This window comes from Streptococcus ovis DSM 16829 (assembly GCF_000380125.1).
Taxonomy (GTDB): Bacteria; Bacillota; Bacilli; order Lactobacillales; family Streptococcaceae; genus Streptococcus; species Streptococcus ovis.
The window spans coordinates 133,852-151,806 of sequence record NZ_KB904574.1 but is presented as its reverse complement, the minus strand read 5'-3'; the positions used below and the strand labels follow the sequence as shown (position 1 = coordinate 151,806).

Genomic DNA, 17,955 nt, shown 5'->3' with positions numbered 1-17,955 from the left:
GTTGACCGTAAAAAAATTACGGCCAAATTTATTATACGATAAATAATTAACCAGTGCAAGTCACAATATCTAGTTTATCAACCAAATACTCAACATTTCGAGCCATTTTCGCTCAAGTTATACCAGTTTCCCTTTTGGTGAAATGATAATTGTAAATTTCTCTAGCCGTCTATTCTAGAAAGTATTATAATAAAGATAGATAATACTGCTTGAGGTGCCTGTATGAAAACGTCACGTTATTCTTATTTCAGACGAGTTTTACTAGTTGGAATAGGGCTTTTACTCCTTTTTCCTAGTCAACTATCCTACTTCTCCTATCCTCTGTTAAATGCTGAAACCACACACTCTGCCAATTATACACTGGAATTAAGCGAGCTTGACGCACTTGGAAGAGCTGGGAGGGCGCATATCCGATTAAAAGAAAGTGATGAGCCTAGGAAAAAGCGTGCAAGCAGGCTCAAATACAATCCTGCGGGTTGGCACAATTATAGATTTTACTACGACAATGGGCAAAAGAGAGCCTGGCTCATGAATCGTGGCCATCTCATTGGCTATCAGTTTTCAGGTCTAGAAAATGAAGCACGAAATCTTGTTCCGATGACGGCTTGGCTGAATTCCGGCAACTATAACGGCATGGACAAGGGAAATCCAGATGGCATGCTCTATTATGAAGAGCAATTGGACAACTGGCTCGCACTCCACCCTAATTATTATTTAGATTACGCTGTTTATCCGATTTATGATGGCAATAATCTCCTCCCCCATCAAATCCTGCTGGCTTATTTTGGAATTGATAAGGATGGAAATAAATTAGAAATTCGTCTCGGTGGTAGACGGGAATCCATCAATCAAGACGGAGTGACTGTTGTCACGCTAGACAACACTTCCCCAAATGCGACCATTGATTACGCTACTGGCGTCGCGACAAATACAATCCAAAAATTTTCGGAACAAACAAGCACTCAAACACCTCCCACACAATCAGCAGCAAGCGAAGCAAGTGTGCCTAGCATTTCAGAGGACCGCATCGTTTATATCGCTCGAAACGGAACTGCGGATGTTTACTGGTATTCAAAGGATAGCATGCCTTACAATACCAATTTCTCCAATGTCATTGAAGTCACAGAGCAAGAAGCTATTTCCATGGGCAAACGTCACACCAGCAAAGAATAGTCAAGCCCGATGATTCTCCAAATGAACGAATGGTGAAAAACAAAAAATAACACTTGATAATTTCATCAAATGTTATTTTTTTATTACAATTTAGTTCGGAAATAGCCATAGATTGGCGCGATAATCGCAAGTGAAATAAGTAAGATAATTCCGATAGTTGGCGCAACTAGCAAAGGTTTCACCTGCGTTGCCTCAGAAGTCACACGTGCTTTCTTAGCAGCATTCTCAATTCGATGTCCTCTGACCAATAAGCGATGAGAGTTCACTCCATATGGTGTACAGGTCACTAGCGTCACATAATCCTGCTCTGGATCAATTTTAAGGGCTGAAACATCATCAGGAGTTACCGTTAAAATCTGATCTACTTCATAGGTTAACGTTTCATCCAAAACTTGAATTAAGAAGGTATCTCCTTCCACCAACTGGTCAATATCTGTAAATAACTTTGCGGATGGAAGACCACGGTGACCAGAAATGACAGAGTGTGTTCCCTTTCCTCCAACAGGCAAAGAAGTTCCTGGAATATGCCCAATTGCCACCTGCAAAATCTCATCACCAACTCCATGGTAAATCGGCATAGTAGTGTTTAACTTCGGAATTTCGACATAAGCCATGATTCCTGTTCCTGTCACATCCAAAAGTTTATTATAGTTACTCACATCATCATTAGTTACATTTAAGTCAGGAATGATGTTCTTGTCTAAATTCTCATTGTACTTGTTTGCATTCGCAAACATCTGATCGTACTCTTTCTTGGTCATGTCCTCTACTTTTTCAACATAACCTGCCACAGCTCGAGATTGGTGGAAAGAATTCCAGTAGTCACTGACTGTTGGGTACAACAGTAGGGACAACCCAATCAATAATGTAAAGACCAATAAGATAGTCGTCAGATTTGATTTTATTTTTTTCAGCATAAAATAGGCTCTCCTTACCATTGTCAAAAGGAAAGAGGTAGCCAGGCTACCTCTCACCCTATAACAACAGAAATGTGTTTTTGTTAGCTTAGATTAAGCATCCATACGTTTTTTAGTAACAAGAAGGACACCTGCACCAATAGCCAGGATTGCACCGACTACATAAAGAATAGTTGTACCTGTGCTACCTGTACTTGGAAGTTCAGAACCTTTGTTATTGACAACGTCAGTAGTCAACGAACCAGCAGTTACATCTTTAGTGAATGTAATTTCACCTGAAACTGCATTACCGTTAAGGTCAGTCAATTTAGGCTCATCAGCTGTTTCATCATGAGTTGCAACGATTGTGAAAGTGATATCTGAAATTTTGTTGTATCCTGCAGGAGCTTTTGTTTCACGCAAGACGTAGTCACCATCATCAAGACCGTTGAAAGCAAATTGTGTACCTTCTTCAGCTACAACAACTTTAATTTCTTTCTCTGAACCATCTTTCAATTTCTTGAAGAGTGTGAATTCAGCACCAGCCAATGGTTTTTTATCTTTGTCAACTTTGTTTACAACTGTTTTGTAAGTGAAGACGATAACTTTGTCTTTTGGAGTTTTACCTTTAGGTTCTTTATCACCACCACCTGTGTAGTTAGGGTCGTTTGAGTAAATCAATTGAACTTCATTGGGGTTACCAGTTGAACCGATAACAGCATTTTCGTTAAGAGTTGCTTCGTATTCTACAACAACTTCGCTACCTGCTGTAGCTGCTGGTACAACTGTTTTCAAGTCAGCGAAGCTGAGTGAGAAACCTGCAGCAGAAGTAGTAATTGCATATTTAGATGCATCTACTGCAACACCATCAACAGTCACTTTTACTGAAGCTTGGTCAAATGTCAAACCTTTTGACATCGTATCAGCAAATTCAAGATAGTAAGTTTTGTAAGCAGTATAGTTGCTTGGAAGTGTAGCAGTCAATTGGAAAGGAACTTTATCATTAAAATCATGGTCAGCAGAATCTTGCCAATTTGAAGTTTCACCAGTTGTATCGTTTGTGTCTTTAACTTTTTTCTGTACAGTTGGAACATCAGCTTTTGGTTTTACTGTCACATCTTTCACAACTTCTAAGATATATGACGTGTAAGACTTGTCAGTATCGTTGAGAGAGCCATCTTTATCTTTGATCAAGTAGTAACCAGCTTCTGGCGCTGTAATTGTTGCGCCATTTGCAGCGATTGCATTTTGCAAGTATGGTGCAAGTTCTTTCGCAAATGCTTCAGCTTTTGCAGTGTCAGTCAACGTTTCAGCCTTAGTTCTAGCATCTCCAAGAGCAGCTTGACCTGCCGGACTTACTCCGTTACCCCAAGTAATATTTGAAAGTGTGTCACCAGACAAGTCACCTTTGAAGATCTGGTAAGCTTCATAAGTGTGCCCATCAATAGCACCATCTACAGTAATTGTATAGGTGTCTGCAGAAACGTTCTGTGCACTAGCAAAAGCCACAAGAACTGCAACAAGTGTTGCAAAGATTAATTTTAATCTTTTCATGTTATTCTCCTTTTTAAAATAGTTTAGTAAGAATGACTTCTTACCGCCAACAATAATGCCCGAGGGCTGAGAGGTCGCGATGCTTACCAGTAAGCATCACCACCTCTACTATTTACCACCTTTAACATCACAAGGATCCACCTCCTTGATAACGTTTATAAGATTGATAACTAATTAATGAAATTGTCAAGATTGACAACGCTAGACCCATCCATAGAATCTTTTCAGGACCAATACCACCCGTTTTCGGTAAGCTGTATTCCTTATTTGCTTTGTTGATGACGTTGATGCCACCAGACTGTATTGCAAAATCTTTCGGTGTCTCACTAAGAGCACTACTGCTTGTCGCATCACCGTACATCGTTGAATAACCTGAAACAGCTTTTTCAACGACATAGTAAGTATAGTTCACTGAAGCCCCAGCTGCATTTTGACCTTGAACCGGCAATTGATCAAATTTCTTCATCCAATTATCAGCAAATGTAACAATTGCAGTTGCATAGTCTTTTTCTTGACTTGTGCCATCTGCCTCAGTAGCGATTTGTTTCAATGTCAACTCAATTTGACCGTCTACACGTTCAGTTTCCTTACCATCGGCTTTTTGCCAAATCTTATGAACTGTAATAGACGTTTCATCAGGAAGTTTCTCATTTTCAAGATAAACTTGCCTACTTTGCTTAGCTAAGTTTGTCCACTCATTTGAGACAACACTACTAGTGCCACTATTTATAGGAATTGTACCTGTCGGAGAATAATAGAAGAAATATCTTTCCCTAGCATCTTCTTCTGGCAATACATAACCCATTGGCGCCTTCACTTCAATCGCGTAGTAGAGTTTATTTTCTTCAAGTGCGACACTACCTGGCTGAGCTTCTTTACTATCTTGTGTGATATAGAAGGAACCATCAGCACCGGTCTTATAAGTAGCAACAACTTTATCACTAAGATTTTCTCTCACTTCGAAGATTGCACCGGGTAGGATAATACCAAAGTTTGCTACATCTACCTTTGTAATCTTAAAGAACTTATTACTTTGAGCAGTACCACCAGCATTAATTTTTTGCCAAGTGATGTCTGTACTATCTTCTGTACCGCCAGTCTTAAGACCTGAAATTGAAGCCTTATTCTTAACTGTCAAACTAGCTGAGGCATCTGCTGCAACATCTTGAGAAACGCTATACTTATACTTCAATGTTAATTTCTGACTATCTGGTACTGTCAATTTCATTACACTACTATAAAGTCCACTAGCATCTTTTGTCTTTTCAACACGCCAAGACCATAGTGACTTGTCAATTGGTTTTCCAGATTCATCTAAGAGCTCTACAGATTCCTGTACCAAGTCATAACTTAGATGAGTTGTTAGATTTTCTTGATAAGTCAGAGTATCAGTTACCTCAATAGTATCTTTTGAAGCAACTAAGTCTTGTTTATCTGGATTAATAGTTAGTGAGTACTCAACAGCACGAGAATCATTATTCCAAATACCATTTTTTTGAATCTTTTGACCTGGTTTATGCGTAATCTTTTGCGTATGATCGTCTTCACCAGAAGGAACACCATCAATTGTAGCTGAGGCCTTATTCGTATATTCTTTTACGATATCGTCATCGAATGGAACGACATCAGATTTAAACTTGAAGCGAGCATAAAGTTTGTTGCTACCTTTCAGTATTTCCTTCAGAGTCTTACCGTTTTTAGCTTCAAAATTTACTGTTACAGATCCATTCGAACCAATTGTTCCAAGTACAGATATATCTGTACCATAGCCACCTGGCCAACCTGTATTCGTCCATTTGACCTCAGTGTCGGTTACTGTAAAGTCACCACTATTGATAGAATATGTTGCATCACCATAAGTAAATCCAGTCAACTTCAATCCAGCAGGAGGCGTATCTGTAATAGTAACCTTATTAGTATTATCCTCAATTAAAACACGAACAACCCAGTCAATTGTACCATCTTTATTGACAATATGCGATGTATCTTTCGCGTCAAACTCACGTCCTTGGCCATCCCAAACTGTGTCATGTCCATCCATCTTACGAACTTTGCTCGTATCTTCAAACTTATAAGTGGCTGACTTCTCAAAGCCAGAGCTTGAGATTTTATTTGTAAAGTTCACCATTGATAATTTATTAATAGTGGAATTATAGGTAAGACTAATATCTGAGCCAGTATAGGGCTTCAAGAGTTTGAATTTGAAACCTCTATATGTCTTAGTAGAAACCATCTGCTCGTATGGAACATAGGTATAATAGTCAAATGGCCAAATAGTAAACTCGACATTACCTGCCCCAAATACATCAGTCAACTTCTGGTAAATAGCATCTAATTGTGCCTTCGTGTAGTAATGTTCTCCAGTCTGACTATTATCCTTACCAGTTAATATATCTTCGAACTCTACGTTTTGCGGTAATTTTTTATCAGCTGGCATCTTAATGACTGATTTCCAAGTCACTTCTTTGATGTCATCGTTATCGGTAGGTGTCATTTTTTCGACAACCTTATCAAGTCCACCCGTATTACCACCATCATTAGGTTTTGGAGCTGTTGAAGTTGCGCTATTTGGTTCACCACCATCAGTAATCGTAGCGGTATTCGAAATATTTTGTGACTGCTCACCCCAACTTTGTGGCGCCGGACCAGCATCTGTTTGATAAGTCAGTGTATATTGCTTGGTATTCCTACCACCATTTGTGGCAGAAAACTCAATGTTTTTAATTGTACCATCTGGATTGGCATTAATTTTCATGCCAGACATATCCGTTGATTTCAAATCAGCCACCTTGACTTGATTAAACATGGTATCCGTCAAGACTGTGCCAGCAATATCATTTTTGTTCTCGTTAATCTTAATCGTCCAAGTGATTTTATTTGAATCTTTATCATATGAACTAGATTTTGAAATCTTATTCCGTTCCAGTGTTACAGAATTATCTTTCGGACCTGGGTTAGGAACATCAGGTGATTCAACTTCCAGCTTGTTATTAACAACAGTTGCTTTACCCGCTGGGAAGCCTGTTACTTTATAACGATAAGTAATGGTATATTTCTGTTTCGCCTCAAGTTTTGGCAAAGTTAAATCAAATGACGTGTTTGAAATCTTATTCGGTTGTACTGTAAGAGTCTGAGGATTATTGTCTTCATTCGCATAATAATATTGATAGCTACTCTTCTTAATAGAGGTTACTTCGAGTGGTGTTAATGTCAGTCCATTCGCAGTTAACGTATCTTTCAATTTCACAGTCTCTTTCGTACCTTTGTCAGACCAAACGACAACAGTGTAATCAAGAATTCCTGTATCCCCATCATAAGAGACTGAACCACTCTTTTGACTACCTAAGTCATATTTATTTTCTTGCGGTGTTGGAACTTCATTGTAACTATTTGGTGGGATAGTAATGATTACATCATCCGAGTAAGGAATCTTATACTCACCGTTTCCTCCACGGCGAGACTCACCAATACTTGCATTGTAATAAATATCCCCTTTAACATCCGATCCTTGCGCAACACTATTGACGTAAGTATCTAAGAAAGTTAATGCAAGATACTTTTTACCATTCTGCTCGATAAATCTAAACTTGAAGGCATCTCGATTCCCATCTTTACCAGTATAATCTGTATAAGGTTGAAGTCCTTCTCCCCACGAAGTATCCGCTGGTAGCTCGATTGCATACGATTTGTTTGCTGCTAAAGCAGACTGTGGAATCTTGTAATCAAGATTAATTTGAGCAAGTAGTTGCTTGGTGCTTTGTGTGTAGGTTGCACTTCCTGAAAGACTTGCAGCAGTAAGGTACCCTGAGAAATCAGCATACTGAACTCCAGCTAGTATATATGGTGAGAAAGAGTCAGACTTAAAATTAATTCCTGTCACTTCTTTTTCCGCTGTCTCAGCAATGGTTGTCGTCTTTTCTTCTGTCAAATCTTCCACTGCTTCTACTTTATCTTCTTTAAAGTGATATAGTTTCCAACCAGCTTGTAAGTCTTCAGCAAGAGCGACCTTGTTTTTGAAATCAATTGAGACCTGAACTTCTTGGCTTGGTTCAATCTCCACTCCGTCTTTATTTTTAAAAGAAATGTCATACGAGTGAGCGACAGTAAGTGTTTGATTTTGTTCGTTTAGAAGATCATTAATTTTCGCCTCATACGCACTAGAATTCTCTAGAGGTCGAACATTCAATACCACTTCTTCAGAAAAGGTATCGGCTCCATAATGAACTGTAACAACAACATCATCTGTTTCTGCTTTAAAAGTACCCGCTTCTCTAGCTTTTCGTTCTCTTTCTTCTTCGGTGTCTTCTTTACTTGATATTGATGTTTCAGTTTTTACAGTGCTTGGCTCAGTTTCCGACACAGTAGGCACATCCATTTCATTTATAACTTCTGCTGCTGTCGTATCAACAACTTCAGTTGTAACCGCAAACTCACTATTGTCTCCACTCGCATCTGTCACAGGGGCTTGCGGACTTGGTGGATCTTCCTGCTGCAAAACCGTTTTGCTTGCATTATCAGTTAATGTTAGGGCCGGTAGGACAAGGGCATATGTTGTACAAAATACTACCACGATCGATAGTACTAAAGCAATCCTAGCCCAAATACTCTCTCGTACCCTTTCTCTGATAAGAGCAACCATTCTTTCCCATAGTGTTTTCAAAGATAGTTCTCCTTTCTATATAATAGCTATTTTACCCATCCCATTTTTGGGAAAGGCCAAATACGAAATGTCAATTTTCCAACATACTGCTCTTCACTTATTGGACCAACTGCAGTATTTCGAGAATCGACAGACACACTTCTATGGTCCCCCATTACAAATATCTTACCATCTGGAACCTGATAGGGTAATTCAATATTGGTATCACCTAACGCTTTTGCTTCTTCATCTAGATAAGGCTCATCTAACTCTTCGCCATCAATGTAAACCGTGCCATCTTTTTTAATATCAACCCATTGGCCGGATGTTGCAATCACACGTTTTACTAGAACCTTATTATTGTAATAAAAAGCTATCATATCTCCTGCTTTCAATTTTCCTGCACTGACAGAAACAACCATATCACCGGCCTCTAGCGTCGGGCTCATCGAGTTTCCATATATTTGTAAAACAGGAAGCCATATCGTCGCAATTAGCACTGCAACTGCGGCTACAGTAATCAAGGTGGAGACTGTACTTTTTAAGGTCCTTCGATAGCGTTCCTTATGCTGTACCAACTTCAGCTCCTCTGCTAAAACAGATGCTGGTGGTAAGTCATGGAGACTTATCTCACTCTTTTGAATCTTAAACAATCTTTATTCCTTCTCTTCTGTTTCTTTCTCAGCGTCAGTCAATCGTTTGACATTCTCAACATATAAATCGGCCGCTCGCTGGGCCGCCTCGAAAATATGTTGTACTTGTAAGGCAGCTTCAGCAATTGAACCAGCTTCTCGTATCAAAATCTCTTTCTCGTCCACTTGTGCTTGCAGGTCCGTCACTTTTTGCTCTAATCGTTCAATCTCTTCTGCTTGAGAAACTAGCAAACTAAACAAGTCTGACCGTCGTAATTTTCGTAAATCTTTTTGTTCCATACTTAATTTTTTACTCTATTTTTTCCTTTTCACATTTTATGTTAGCACATCTTTTTAAGCAAATCAATATATAACTAGAAAAAGATACTTATTTGCAAAAAAGTTTCAGATTTGAGTACAATCTTACTTTTCAAATATCATTAAATAGTGATATTACAATTGAAAAATAGACAAAAAAATGCTAGATTGTCTAATTTTTACACTTTCTACATAATTTCTTGACTTATCAATTTGAAAAAGCGATCATGTTAAGAAATGTTTTTTAGGGCATTTTCAATATATTTTTTACCACTGAAAGGTGAAATGATGAGATTAGATAAAAAAGAAAATAAACGACTCTACTCAAAAAATCAAATACAGAAAGCGTTTTTTATTCTATTAGAACAAGAATCCTATCAACATCTTACTATTGCGATGATTTTAGATGAATCGCAAATCTCTAGGCGGACTTTCTACCGTCACTATTCCAATAAACAAGCGATTGTAGAAGATTACCTTGAATCCTTGTGAGATGGTTTTTATAAACAACTAAAACTCATTGTAAAAGAAACATCTCTTTATGATGTACTCATTTCTTGTTTAGATTATTTCTATCAAGAAGTTCATCATTTGATACTTCTTAGTAAGAATAATATTCTATACTTATTACTGGAAAATTTCAAGAACAATGAACTGTTAATTGTCGAACAGTTGCGTGGATCTGAACGTTTTTCACACTATAATAGTGAAAATTTTTACCTAATCAAATTTTTGATAGGGGGTTGTTTCACTGTGATCGAGTCTGCACTTCAACAGACACCGCCACCACCACCTGAAGTCATCGCAAGTGACTTGGTAGCCCTCTTACATTCCAATATCAATCAGTAACCAAGATACCATTTCATAAACCAAAAAGGAGTTGAACGGATAAAGTCAACTCCTTTTAGCTATTTTTTAATCTTTTCCCTCATTAGGTCAATCAATGTCATTGTCGTATTGGCATTACGCAGGGTCACCATCTGATTAAAAGGTTTCGCCATGATTTTCTTCGCATGAGCCGTCTTACGATATTCTTCCTTAGTGGGAGCTAACCAATAGAGTGCTTTGTCTCCTAGATGATAGTTTTCCCCCTCTGTCAACGGCCAAGTCGATATTAAGTTTGCTACTACTTCTTTAGTAATAGGCGGTAAATAAAAGAGAGCATCTCTCCGATAAGCGGTTTCATCCTGCCACCAGTCAGGTAGATTTTGTCCTTCTTCCAGTAATTCCTCCATGTTTATTAGGGTAAAGGGAATCGCAAAGTCATAATAACTAGATAAAAGAGTCGCAATCTGACTGACCAAATCATCATACAAGCAATTGGAACTGAAAAAAAGATTACCAGTACTGATATAGGAAGAAACCTCTTCTAATCCAATAGTCTCTAACTGCTCTCTTAAAATAGGCATACTGACCTTATTGTCATTGCCAAGATTGATGCCACGAAGTAGGAGAAGGTAAATTTTCATATTCATTCTTTTCTCATTTTATGTTACTGATATTTAAAAAGATATCGTTAATTTCATTTTACCATATACTAGTATTGTCTATGATTTTTTACTTAATCGAACTTTGATTTCTTCTAAATCATTAATAAAAGCTAAATGTTAACTAACATTTATTTTATCTAAAGCAATTCATAGCAACAACCATTGATGGAATTTCCCATTTATATCAGTAAATCAATCTATTCATTTTTCTATCTACTATTTAATATCTCAGTATCAATAATTGATATCTGAATATATACACAGATTACCGTACAACTTACTAATAACATATTATACTATTCCACTTTTGTCTGTCGAAAACTATAATACAAAAAAGGTAATATTGCAATTGATAATAAAGTATAAAACAGAACAAGAAATGGTATCTGCTTAAATACAACACTTCCAATTTGATAAATATAAGGAATCCGTACGCTATTCATGATATTGGTTAACTGATCTGGCGTTAAACTGAAGAAACTCTTAAAAGGAAGCACCCTACCAATAAAAGGAGAAACAAAAAATAGAATAAAAGGAGCTACAATAGCAATACTTGTCATTCTTGTTTTAGCAGCGACAAACATAGACAGGCTAGCTGATAATAAACTAGCAATATAGCCACAAATTAAAATCACACCGTAAAGTTCTCCAAATGTCAGAGAATAAATAGAGTAGGGTTGATAGAATTGATAGGCTGTTAAGATGCCACTGATTCCCATCACACTAAAACAAATAAATGACAATAATCCCATACCTATCACATATACAAATGTCGTGATTGCTAAACCAGCGTAAATCTTACTTTTTATAACTTTACTTCTTCCATATTTAGTCGAAAAAAGTATGGCAGACGTATGATAACGAAATTCATCAGAGAAAATTCCAGCTGTAATAAGACTGATGATCATGATTAAAACTAGACTAAAAGTTGTTGCATAGAGGAGCATGGTGTCCCACGCATCAGCTGCTTCATAGTAAAAAGGGGAGCGAATTTTTTTATACTCTTTCATCAGAAACCTTCTTTGCTCCGGAGTCTTCCCCACCTCCTCAACTTCTTTTTTCAAATTTTCTTTATAATAGTCATAAAATGATTGGAGGCTTTCCGAATCAGCTGTCAAGATTGCTTCATAATCATAAGACTCATTATCCTTTGCTTCTCCAACTAACATTTCATTCAGCGCAAAGAGAATATCACTTGTTGATTGCCAATCACCATTTTGTTTTGCTTGAATTAGCTCCACAATCCTATCAGGTGACAATTCCCCACGCCATTGGTTTTTAGTCTCCACCAACATTCGTGGTGCAGAAATCCCTTTTATCAGATGATTGTCCGTATCTTCATATTGAAAACTGCCAATAGCAAATAAACTAAAAACAAAGGCTAGTCCAATTGCTATCAGAATGGCTATTTGAGTGACTCGTTTTGATAGAACTTTCTTCATCTCATAGAATGTCAGCATGTGCATTCCTCACTTCCCGTCCGAAATAATATAAAAAGGCATCTTCCAATGTCAACTGTTCTTGTACCGCTCCTGGAATAGGGCAGGTATCTGATAAGATCCGAACTTCTACTCCATTCACAATTGTTTTGACATTGGCAACTAAATACTGAGTTAAATATTTTTCTAATTCTATATTTGAAATCTTACACGTCCATACTTGTGTATCAACACTGGATAGGATTTCTTCCAATGTTCCTGTTAAACAGAACTCTCCCTTATTCATCAAGACAATTTGTTTCGCTATGAATTCGATATCTGACACAATATGAGTAGACAGAATCACAATTTTATCCATTGCTATCTCGCTAATAATATTTCTAAATCGAATCCGTTCACTCGGATCTAAACCAGCTGTTGGCTCATCTAGAATCAAGATTTTTGGATTATTCAACAAGGCTTGGGCAATGCCTACCCGTCTCAACATGCCCCCGGACAATTTTCTCATTTTCACATTTCTTTTTTCATTCATGCCAACTTGCTCTAATAACTCGCCAATTCGTTTTGTAGCTTCCGAAACCTGCAAACCCTTCATCAAGGAGACCGAGAATAAGTAATCCCAAACCGTTAAATCCGGATAATAGCCAAAATCTTGTGGGAGATAACCTAGCTTACTTCTGTATTCTTCTCCCATTTCTTGGATATTATTCCCTTTATAGCAAATCCTTCCCTCACTTGGAGAAGTTAGGGTACAGATCATATTCATTAGTGTGGTTTTTCCAGCACCATTGACACCAAGCAAGCCATAGACACCATTTTCAAATACAAAACTTTGATGATTCACCACAATTTGAGAACCGTATTGTTTAGTGATATTTTTTAATTCAAGACTCATAACCGCCTCTCTTTCTAGTTTTTTCAATTTTAAAACACCTAAAAAGCCATCCTGCAAAATAGGATGGCTTTTTTTGACAATTAACTGACCAAGTATTTTGCTCACATCTAGCTTACAGCTTTTTGAAATAAAATACGTGGTACTTTTGTGCACGTTTATTCTAAAATATTTTCTTTTATGTAGCCAAGATGCGTTGCCTTTCGAATCATTTCTTGGTAATTCTTAACATCTAGTTTTTCATAAATCTTATTGAGGTGATTAGCAAGTGTTCTTAAGGAAATGAACAGCTTTTGAGCCACTTCATTCCTTGAGTAGCCTTGGGCATAAAGGGTAACAATCTCTAATTCTTTTGGTGTTAAATCCGTTAATTTATCTTCTTGAATTTTAAAGAGTTTATTTCCGAGTAGAACTTCTTGTAATTTTTGATGCAACGTTTCTGTTTCGATTTCTTTATTTAAAAAACCGAACGCTCCCATATTTTTAGCTTCTTTTTCAAAAGCATAATAATCATATCCCGTCAGAAATAGAAGTCTTGCTTCTGGTTTTATTTTTAAGATTTTCTGACCCAATATGAGCCCATCACTGTCACTAATCCGTTTAATATTAATATCCAGCAATAGAATATCAAAATCATTTTTTTCAATTAGGTTGAATAGATTCAATTCGGAAATGGGAGAATCAATCACAGCAACTTCTTCTATATCAGGATATTTTAACAACTCATTCTTCAGACTCGTCGATAATAGTTTATGATCTTCGATTAATAGAATGTTCAATGACAATCCCTCCTTCAATCGGAATACGAATAATGATCCGTACACCATCATCCTGTGGTATTAGAAATTCCCCATTTAACAAATCAACTATTCGGTATATCTGAGCTAAACCTGAAAAAACGCGATTGTTATACAAAGCCTTTTCGTCTAATGTGCCTTCGTCATTATAGGCTTCGATATGCACTTCATTTTCTTCCTTGATGATTCTTATTTCAGCAAATGTTGATTGAGAGTGTTTATAGATATTATTCACCAATTCTTTCACGATTCTCAACACTATTTCGTCATAGGGAGATTCAAGATATAGTCTTTCATCACAAAATATATCTAATAGTACAGGATTCTCTTGGTACCTGTTTTGAATCTCTTCAATCGTTAGACTGATGTTTTCAGAGAATGTCTTATCTAAATACATTTTAGGAGAAAGCGTGGCCATTTTTTCTCGAATTGATAAAATGATCTGAGAGAGCATTTCTGAAGCTTCTTGATGTGGAACATTCTCAGCATCAAATTTCTTTTTTAGATAGATGATGTCTTGTAACACTGAATCATGAAAATCATTAGCTATTTCTGACTGGAATTGTGATTCATTTTTCAACTGTTCCACTCTTCTTTGGAATTCATGTTTACTTATTTGCTGGTGTACTAATCCAAAATAATGATTCATTTTAGTAAATACATATCCATTTAACCCAAACAACATCACTAGACCAATAAGATAAAATCGTCCGATAAGTAGAATGATTGCAGCAATTGTTAACCACACAAAACTTTCTTTTACCAGCTCTTTTATGTTTGAATAATAGGTCAAAAAAAGATTTTGAACACTGTAGTGAATCATACTAAAGATGATAAATAAGTTTAACGGCGAATAAGTTCCATCCATTACTCCTAATTTATAATAAACCACAACGAATACAATCCATAACATCGTTAGAAATATAAGGATATTCTTCTTATACTCCATATAATTGATGATTCGTTTATAATTCACTAAGACATGCCCTATCGGCAGTAACATCATGACGAGTACAGATACAGCTAAATAGATTTCAAGAATTCTCTCACCAAAGAAGAAAAGAACAGAACCTATCAAAAATGACAAACATAAACCAGTCCATATCAGCACCTTATGCGCTTGATACTTCTTATTGTCTAATATACTATGCCAATTCACAAATATAAGGAGATTGGCAATGATTAACAACATATGCGCAAAATAATCATCTACATCCTGAAAATAAATCAATAAAACAAACGATAATATCAGACTGACTACTTGAAAATTGAGTAACAGAGGAGTCTCAATCTTAGTTTCAGACATCCATAATAGTTGGATAGACAGGACATTAAACAAAAAGATTGCAAAAAAATGCTCAAAATGTAACTTTCCAAATAGTGTTAGAGCAAAAATAGCCACCATAATGAACACATAAATGCCTTCTAACACGAATCTACCAAAGCGATGATTGTACATATATCTCCTCAGTCTATATTAAATCAAAGTTTCTTTCATATCTAGAAAATCCTCATACCAAGACAAGCTATTCTTCTCATTCCACTAATGCCATCAAAGTCTGACATTGTGCATCGGTCAATTTTGTCCGAGAACCCGTTCGGCTAATTTGAATGAAATGTGTAAATGCAGAAAATGGTATTGGTGTTGCTAACACTTGAAAATCAACAATATCTGCATACCACCTACTTTCCCAAGCAGGATTAGCGTAATTTGAATCAGATTCAAATGGTACACTACCAACTTTTCCAATAGCTACAATGTGACCAGCATATTTCCGATACAACTCTTTTTTCTCACGGGAAAATGCAATAAAATCATCATCAAACAAAAAAATCTGTCTCTTCAATTTCACTGAGTAATCGATTCATATGATCAATTGAGGTCCTAGCACAAGAAAAGAAAATTTTCTCTCCAATCTTAGCGTATTTATCAACCGTCCACTGTCCAATCGTATCTTCAAAATGAAGAATATGATCAATGTTGGTCAATCCATCATATTCCCATCTATCTAATAAATCATCAAGGGTTTTTGGTGATTGAAAATTTAATAAAAATGCCATATTTTCCTTCCCTAATCCATCGCTTTCAGCTCTAGCACCACATCACGGATTTGAGCTGCCAATTCAAAGTCAAGCAACTCTGCTGCTTCCTGCATTTGTTTTTGAAGTTTCTTGATGGCGTCTTGGCGCTCTTTTTTGTTCATGGCTGAATAGTCCACAGTCTCTTCTGCCACGTCTGTTTCTGTCACTTTACTGATAGCAATGAGGTCACGGATGTCTTTCTTGATAGTTTGTGGGACAATGCCGTGCTCTTCATTATAAGCCATCTGAATCTCACGACGGCGTGCGGTTTCATCCATAGCCCGTTGCATTGATTCGGTAATCTTGTCAGCGTACATAATCACATGCCCTTCGCTGTTACGCGCGGCACGACCAATAGTCTGAATCAGTCCACGCTCATTGCGGAGGAAGCCTTCCTTGTCCGCATCAAGAATGGCAACCAAGCTCACTTCTGGTACATCAATCCCCTCACGGAGCAGGTTAATTCCAATCAGCACATCGAAGACACCGAGGCGGAGGTCACGAATAATTTCTGTCCGCTCTAAAGTTTTAATATCCGAGTGCATGTACTTGACCTTGACACCCATTTCCTTGAGGTAATCGGTCAAATCCTCTGCCATCTTCTTAGTCAAAGTGGTAACAAAGACACGCTCGCCTTTTTCAGTTCTGCTATTGATTTCCCCCAAAAGGTCATCCATTTGTCCCATAGTCGGACGAACTTCTACTTCTGGATCAAGAAGACCTGTCGGACGAATAATCTGTTCAATTACCGTGTCTGTCTGCTCCATCTCATAATCCCCAGGGGTCGCTGACACATAGACAATCTGATGCACATGACTTTCAAATTCTTCTCGGCGCAGCGGTCTGTTATCCAAGGCTGACGGTAAGCGGAACCCGTAATCCACCAGCATCTGCTTGCGAGAGCGGTCGCCATTGTACATGCCCTTAATCTGCCCCATGGTCATGTGACTCTCGTCGATCATGATGAGGAAATCCTCTGGGAAGAAATCAAGAAGTGTATAGGGTGGCTCTCCTTCCGAACGGCCATCCATGTGGCGGGAATAGTTTTCGACACCGTTGGTGTAGCCCATTTCACGGAGCATTTCCACATCGTATTCTGTCCGTTGTTTCAATCGCTGTGCTTCTAAGAGTTTGCCCTCTGCTTCAAAGAATTTGAGTTGTTCTTCCATTTCAGCTTGGATTTTGGCAATGGCCACTTCCATATGTTCCTCATTGGTCATGAAGTGGGTGGCAGGAAAAAGCACCAAATGTTCCACCTCACCCATTGGACGCCCTGTCAAACTTTCGATTTCCTGAATGCGGTCAATCTCATCACCAAAAAATTCAACACGAAAGGCATGTTCGTCACGAGAAGCAGGGAAAATTTCCACCACATCGCCACGCACGCGAAAACGCCCACGCTGGAAATCAATGTCGTTCCGTTCAAACTGAATATCCACCAGTTGGTTCAACAGTTTGTCCCTTGAAATCTCCTGACCAGGACGCAAACTAACGGCTGAATCTGCGTATTCTTTTGGAGACCCCAAACCGTAAATGCAAGAGACAGATGCTACTACGATGACATCATTGCGCTCTAAGAGTGAAGACGTCGCTGAATGGCGGAGTTTATCAATCTCATCATTTACCGAACTATCTTTTTCGATATAGGTATCAGATGATGGTACATAAGCCTCTGGCTGATAATAATCATAGTAGGACACAAAGTATTCCACTGCATTATTGGGGAAAAATTCCTTGAACTCCCCATAAAGCTGTCCTGCAAGGGTCTTGTTGTGGGCAATGACAAGGGTTGGTTTGTTAACCTTAGCAATGACCTGACTCATGGTATAGGTCTTACCAGTCCCTGTTGCCCCCATGAGGATTTGTGCTTTTTCACCACCTTCAATATTGTCCACTAGCTGCTCAATGGCCTGCGGCTGATCTCCAGATGGTTCGTATTTTGACACCAATTCAAACTGATTATCTTCTCTTCTATCAATCATATGATTCTATTCTCCTCATTTCTTCTATTATATTCTATCACAGAATGAAAAAAGATTGGCC

15 protein-coding genes are annotated in these 17,955 nt (G+C 37.7%); 2 read left to right on the top strand and 13 right to left on the bottom strand.

All coding sequences use genetic code 11. The features are described 5' to 3' along the window. Positions 1–222 precede the first annotated feature (222 nt). The gene (locus tag A3I9_RS12515; protein WP_083903941.1) at positions 223–1,173 is read left to right on the top strand and encodes a DNA/RNA non-specific endonuclease; all 951 of its coding nucleotides are present in this window, start codon (positions 223–225) and stop codon (positions 1,171–1,173) included. Positions 1,174–1,256: 83 nt separating this feature from the next. On the opposite strand, the gene A3I9_RS0105660 is transcribed toward A3I9_RS12515, so the two are convergent. The 5 genes from A3I9_RS0105660 to A3I9_RS0105640 form a co-directional block, all read right to left on the bottom strand. Beyond that, the gene (locus A3I9_RS0105660; RefSeq protein WP_018378079.1) at positions 1,257–2,090 is read right to left on the bottom strand and encodes a class C sortase; all 834 of its coding nucleotides are present in this window, start codon (positions 2,088–2,090) and stop codon (positions 1,257–1,259) included. Between the two features lie 93 nt (positions 2,091–2,183). After that, the gene (locus tag A3I9_RS0105655) at positions 2,184–3,623 is read right to left on the bottom strand and encodes an isopeptide-forming domain-containing fimbrial protein (RefSeq protein WP_018378078.1); all 1,440 of its coding nucleotides are present in this window, start codon (positions 3,621–3,623) and stop codon (positions 2,184–2,186) included. Between the two features lie 127 nt (positions 3,624–3,750). Continuing rightward, entirely contained in the window at positions 3,751–8,283 is a 4,533-nt protein-coding gene (locus tag A3I9_RS0105650; protein ID WP_026217354.1) for a Cna B-type domain-containing protein, read from the bottom strand. Positions 8,284–8,309: 26 nt separating this feature from the next. Continuing rightward, the gene (lepB, locus tag A3I9_RS0105645; RefSeq protein WP_018378076.1) at positions 8,310–8,915 is read right to left on the bottom strand and encodes a signal peptidase I; all 606 of its coding nucleotides are present in this window, start codon (positions 8,913–8,915) and stop codon (positions 8,310–8,312) included. Between the two features lie 3 nt (positions 8,916–8,918). Next, positions 8,919–9,194, bottom strand: coding sequence for a hypothetical protein (locus A3I9_RS0105640; RefSeq protein ID WP_018378075.1), 276 nt, complete (start codon positions 9,192–9,194; stop codon positions 8,919–8,921). Between the two features lie 303 nt (positions 9,195–9,497). Between A3I9_RS0105640 and A3I9_RS0105635 the strand changes: the two genes are divergently transcribed. Beyond that, complete coding sequence (locus tag A3I9_RS0105635; RefSeq protein WP_169333649.1) at positions 9,498–9,704, top strand: TetR/AcrR family transcriptional regulator; 207 nt, start codon at positions 9,498–9,500, stop codon at positions 9,702–9,704. A gap of 416 nt (positions 9,705–10,120) precedes the next feature. On the opposite strand, the gene A3I9_RS0105625 is transcribed toward A3I9_RS0105635, so the two are convergent. From A3I9_RS0105625 to uvrB, 8 genes are all read right to left on the bottom strand, one after another. Beyond that, positions 10,121–10,687 (bottom strand): DUF1697 domain-containing protein, encoded by a 567-nt coding sequence (locus tag A3I9_RS0105625; RefSeq protein WP_018378072.1) that lies wholly within the window; start codon positions 10,685–10,687, stop codon positions 10,121–10,123. 311 nt (positions 10,688–10,998) lie between these two features. Next, on the bottom strand, positions 10,999–12,162 hold the full coding sequence (locus tag A3I9_RS0105620; protein WP_018378071.1) for an ABC transporter permease: 1,164 nt from the start codon (positions 12,160–12,162) through the stop codon (positions 10,999–11,001). Beyond that, the gene (locus A3I9_RS0105615; RefSeq protein ID WP_026217351.1) at positions 12,146–13,036 is read right to left on the bottom strand and encodes an ABC transporter ATP-binding protein; all 891 of its coding nucleotides are present in this window, start codon (positions 13,034–13,036) and stop codon (positions 12,146–12,148) included. The genes A3I9_RS0105620 and A3I9_RS0105615 overlap by 17 nt, the downstream gene beginning before the upstream one ends. A 155-nt stretch (positions 13,037–13,191) precedes the next feature. After that, positions 13,192–13,812 carry a response regulator gene (locus tag A3I9_RS0105610; protein ID WP_018378069.1) on the bottom strand — a complete coding sequence of 207 codons (621 nt, stop codon included), beginning with the start codon at positions 13,810–13,812 and terminating at the stop codon, positions 13,192–13,194. Next, on the bottom strand, positions 13,784–15,289 hold the full coding sequence (locus tag A3I9_RS0105605; RefSeq protein ID WP_018378068.1) for a sensor histidine kinase: 1,506 nt from the start codon (positions 15,287–15,289) through the stop codon (positions 13,784–13,786). Before A3I9_RS0105605 ends, A3I9_RS0105610 begins: the two co-directional genes overlap by 29 nt. A 76-nt stretch (positions 15,290–15,365) precedes the next feature. Beyond that, positions 15,366–15,659 (bottom strand): hypothetical protein, encoded by a 294-nt coding sequence (locus A3I9_RS0105600; RefSeq protein ID WP_018378067.1) that lies wholly within the window; start codon positions 15,657–15,659, stop codon positions 15,366–15,368. Next, on the bottom strand, positions 15,652–15,891 hold the full coding sequence (locus A3I9_RS0105595) for a hypothetical protein (RefSeq protein ID WP_018378066.1): 240 nt from the start codon (positions 15,889–15,891) through the stop codon (positions 15,652–15,654). The genes A3I9_RS0105600 and A3I9_RS0105595 overlap by 8 nt, the downstream gene beginning before the upstream one ends. Positions 15,892–15,902: 11 nt before the next feature. Next, positions 15,903–17,894: an excinuclease ABC subunit UvrB gene (uvrB, locus tag A3I9_RS0105590; RefSeq protein ID WP_018378065.1), complete on the bottom strand. Its 1,992-nt coding sequence runs from the start codon at positions 17,892–17,894 to the stop codon at positions 15,903–15,905. Positions 17,895–17,955: the final 61 nt, after the last annotated feature.

What these genes read in the sequence shown, in the direction of transcription:
- A3I9_RS12515 (WP_083903941.1), top strand. Translation starts at nt 223, where the DNA reads ATGAAAACGTCACGTTATTCTTATTTCAGACGAGTTTTACTAGTTGGA.
- A3I9_RS0105660 (WP_018378079.1), bottom strand. Translation starts at nt 2,090, where the DNA reads ATGCTGAAAAAAATAAAATCAAATCTGACGACTATCTTATTGGTCTTT.
- A3I9_RS0105655 (WP_018378078.1), bottom strand. Translation starts at nt 3,623, where the DNA reads ATGAAAAGATTAAAATTAATCTTTGCAACACTTGTTGCAGTTCTTGTG.
- A3I9_RS0105640 (WP_018378075.1), bottom strand. Translation starts at nt 9,194, where the DNA reads ATGGAACAAAAAGATTTACGAAAATTACGACGGTCAGACTTGTTTAGT.
- A3I9_RS0105635 (WP_169333649.1), top strand. Translation starts at nt 9,498, where the DNA reads ATGATGAGATTAGATAAAAAAGAAAATAAACGACTCTACTCAAAAAAT.
- A3I9_RS0105625 (WP_018378072.1), bottom strand. Translation starts at nt 10,687, where the DNA reads ATGAATATGAAAATTTACCTTCTCCTACTTCGTGGCATCAATCTTGGC.
- A3I9_RS0105620 (WP_018378071.1), bottom strand. Translation starts at nt 12,162, where the DNA reads ATGCTGACATTCTATGAGATGAAGAAAGTTCTATCAAAACGAGTCACT.
- A3I9_RS0105615 (WP_026217351.1), bottom strand. Translation starts at nt 13,036, where the DNA reads ATGAGTCTTGAATTAAAAAATATCACTAAACAATACGGTTCTCAAATT.
- A3I9_RS0105605 (WP_018378068.1), bottom strand. Translation starts at nt 15,289, where the DNA reads ATGTACAATCATCGCTTTGGTAGATTCGTGTTAGAAGGCATTTATGTG.
- A3I9_RS0105595 (WP_018378066.1), bottom strand. Translation starts at nt 15,891, where the DNA reads ATGGCATTTTTATTAAATTTTCAATCACCAAAAACCCTTGATGATTTA.
- uvrB (WP_018378065.1), bottom strand. Translation starts at nt 17,894, where the DNA reads ATGATTGATAGAAGAGAAGATAATCAGTTTGAATTGGTGTCAAAATAC.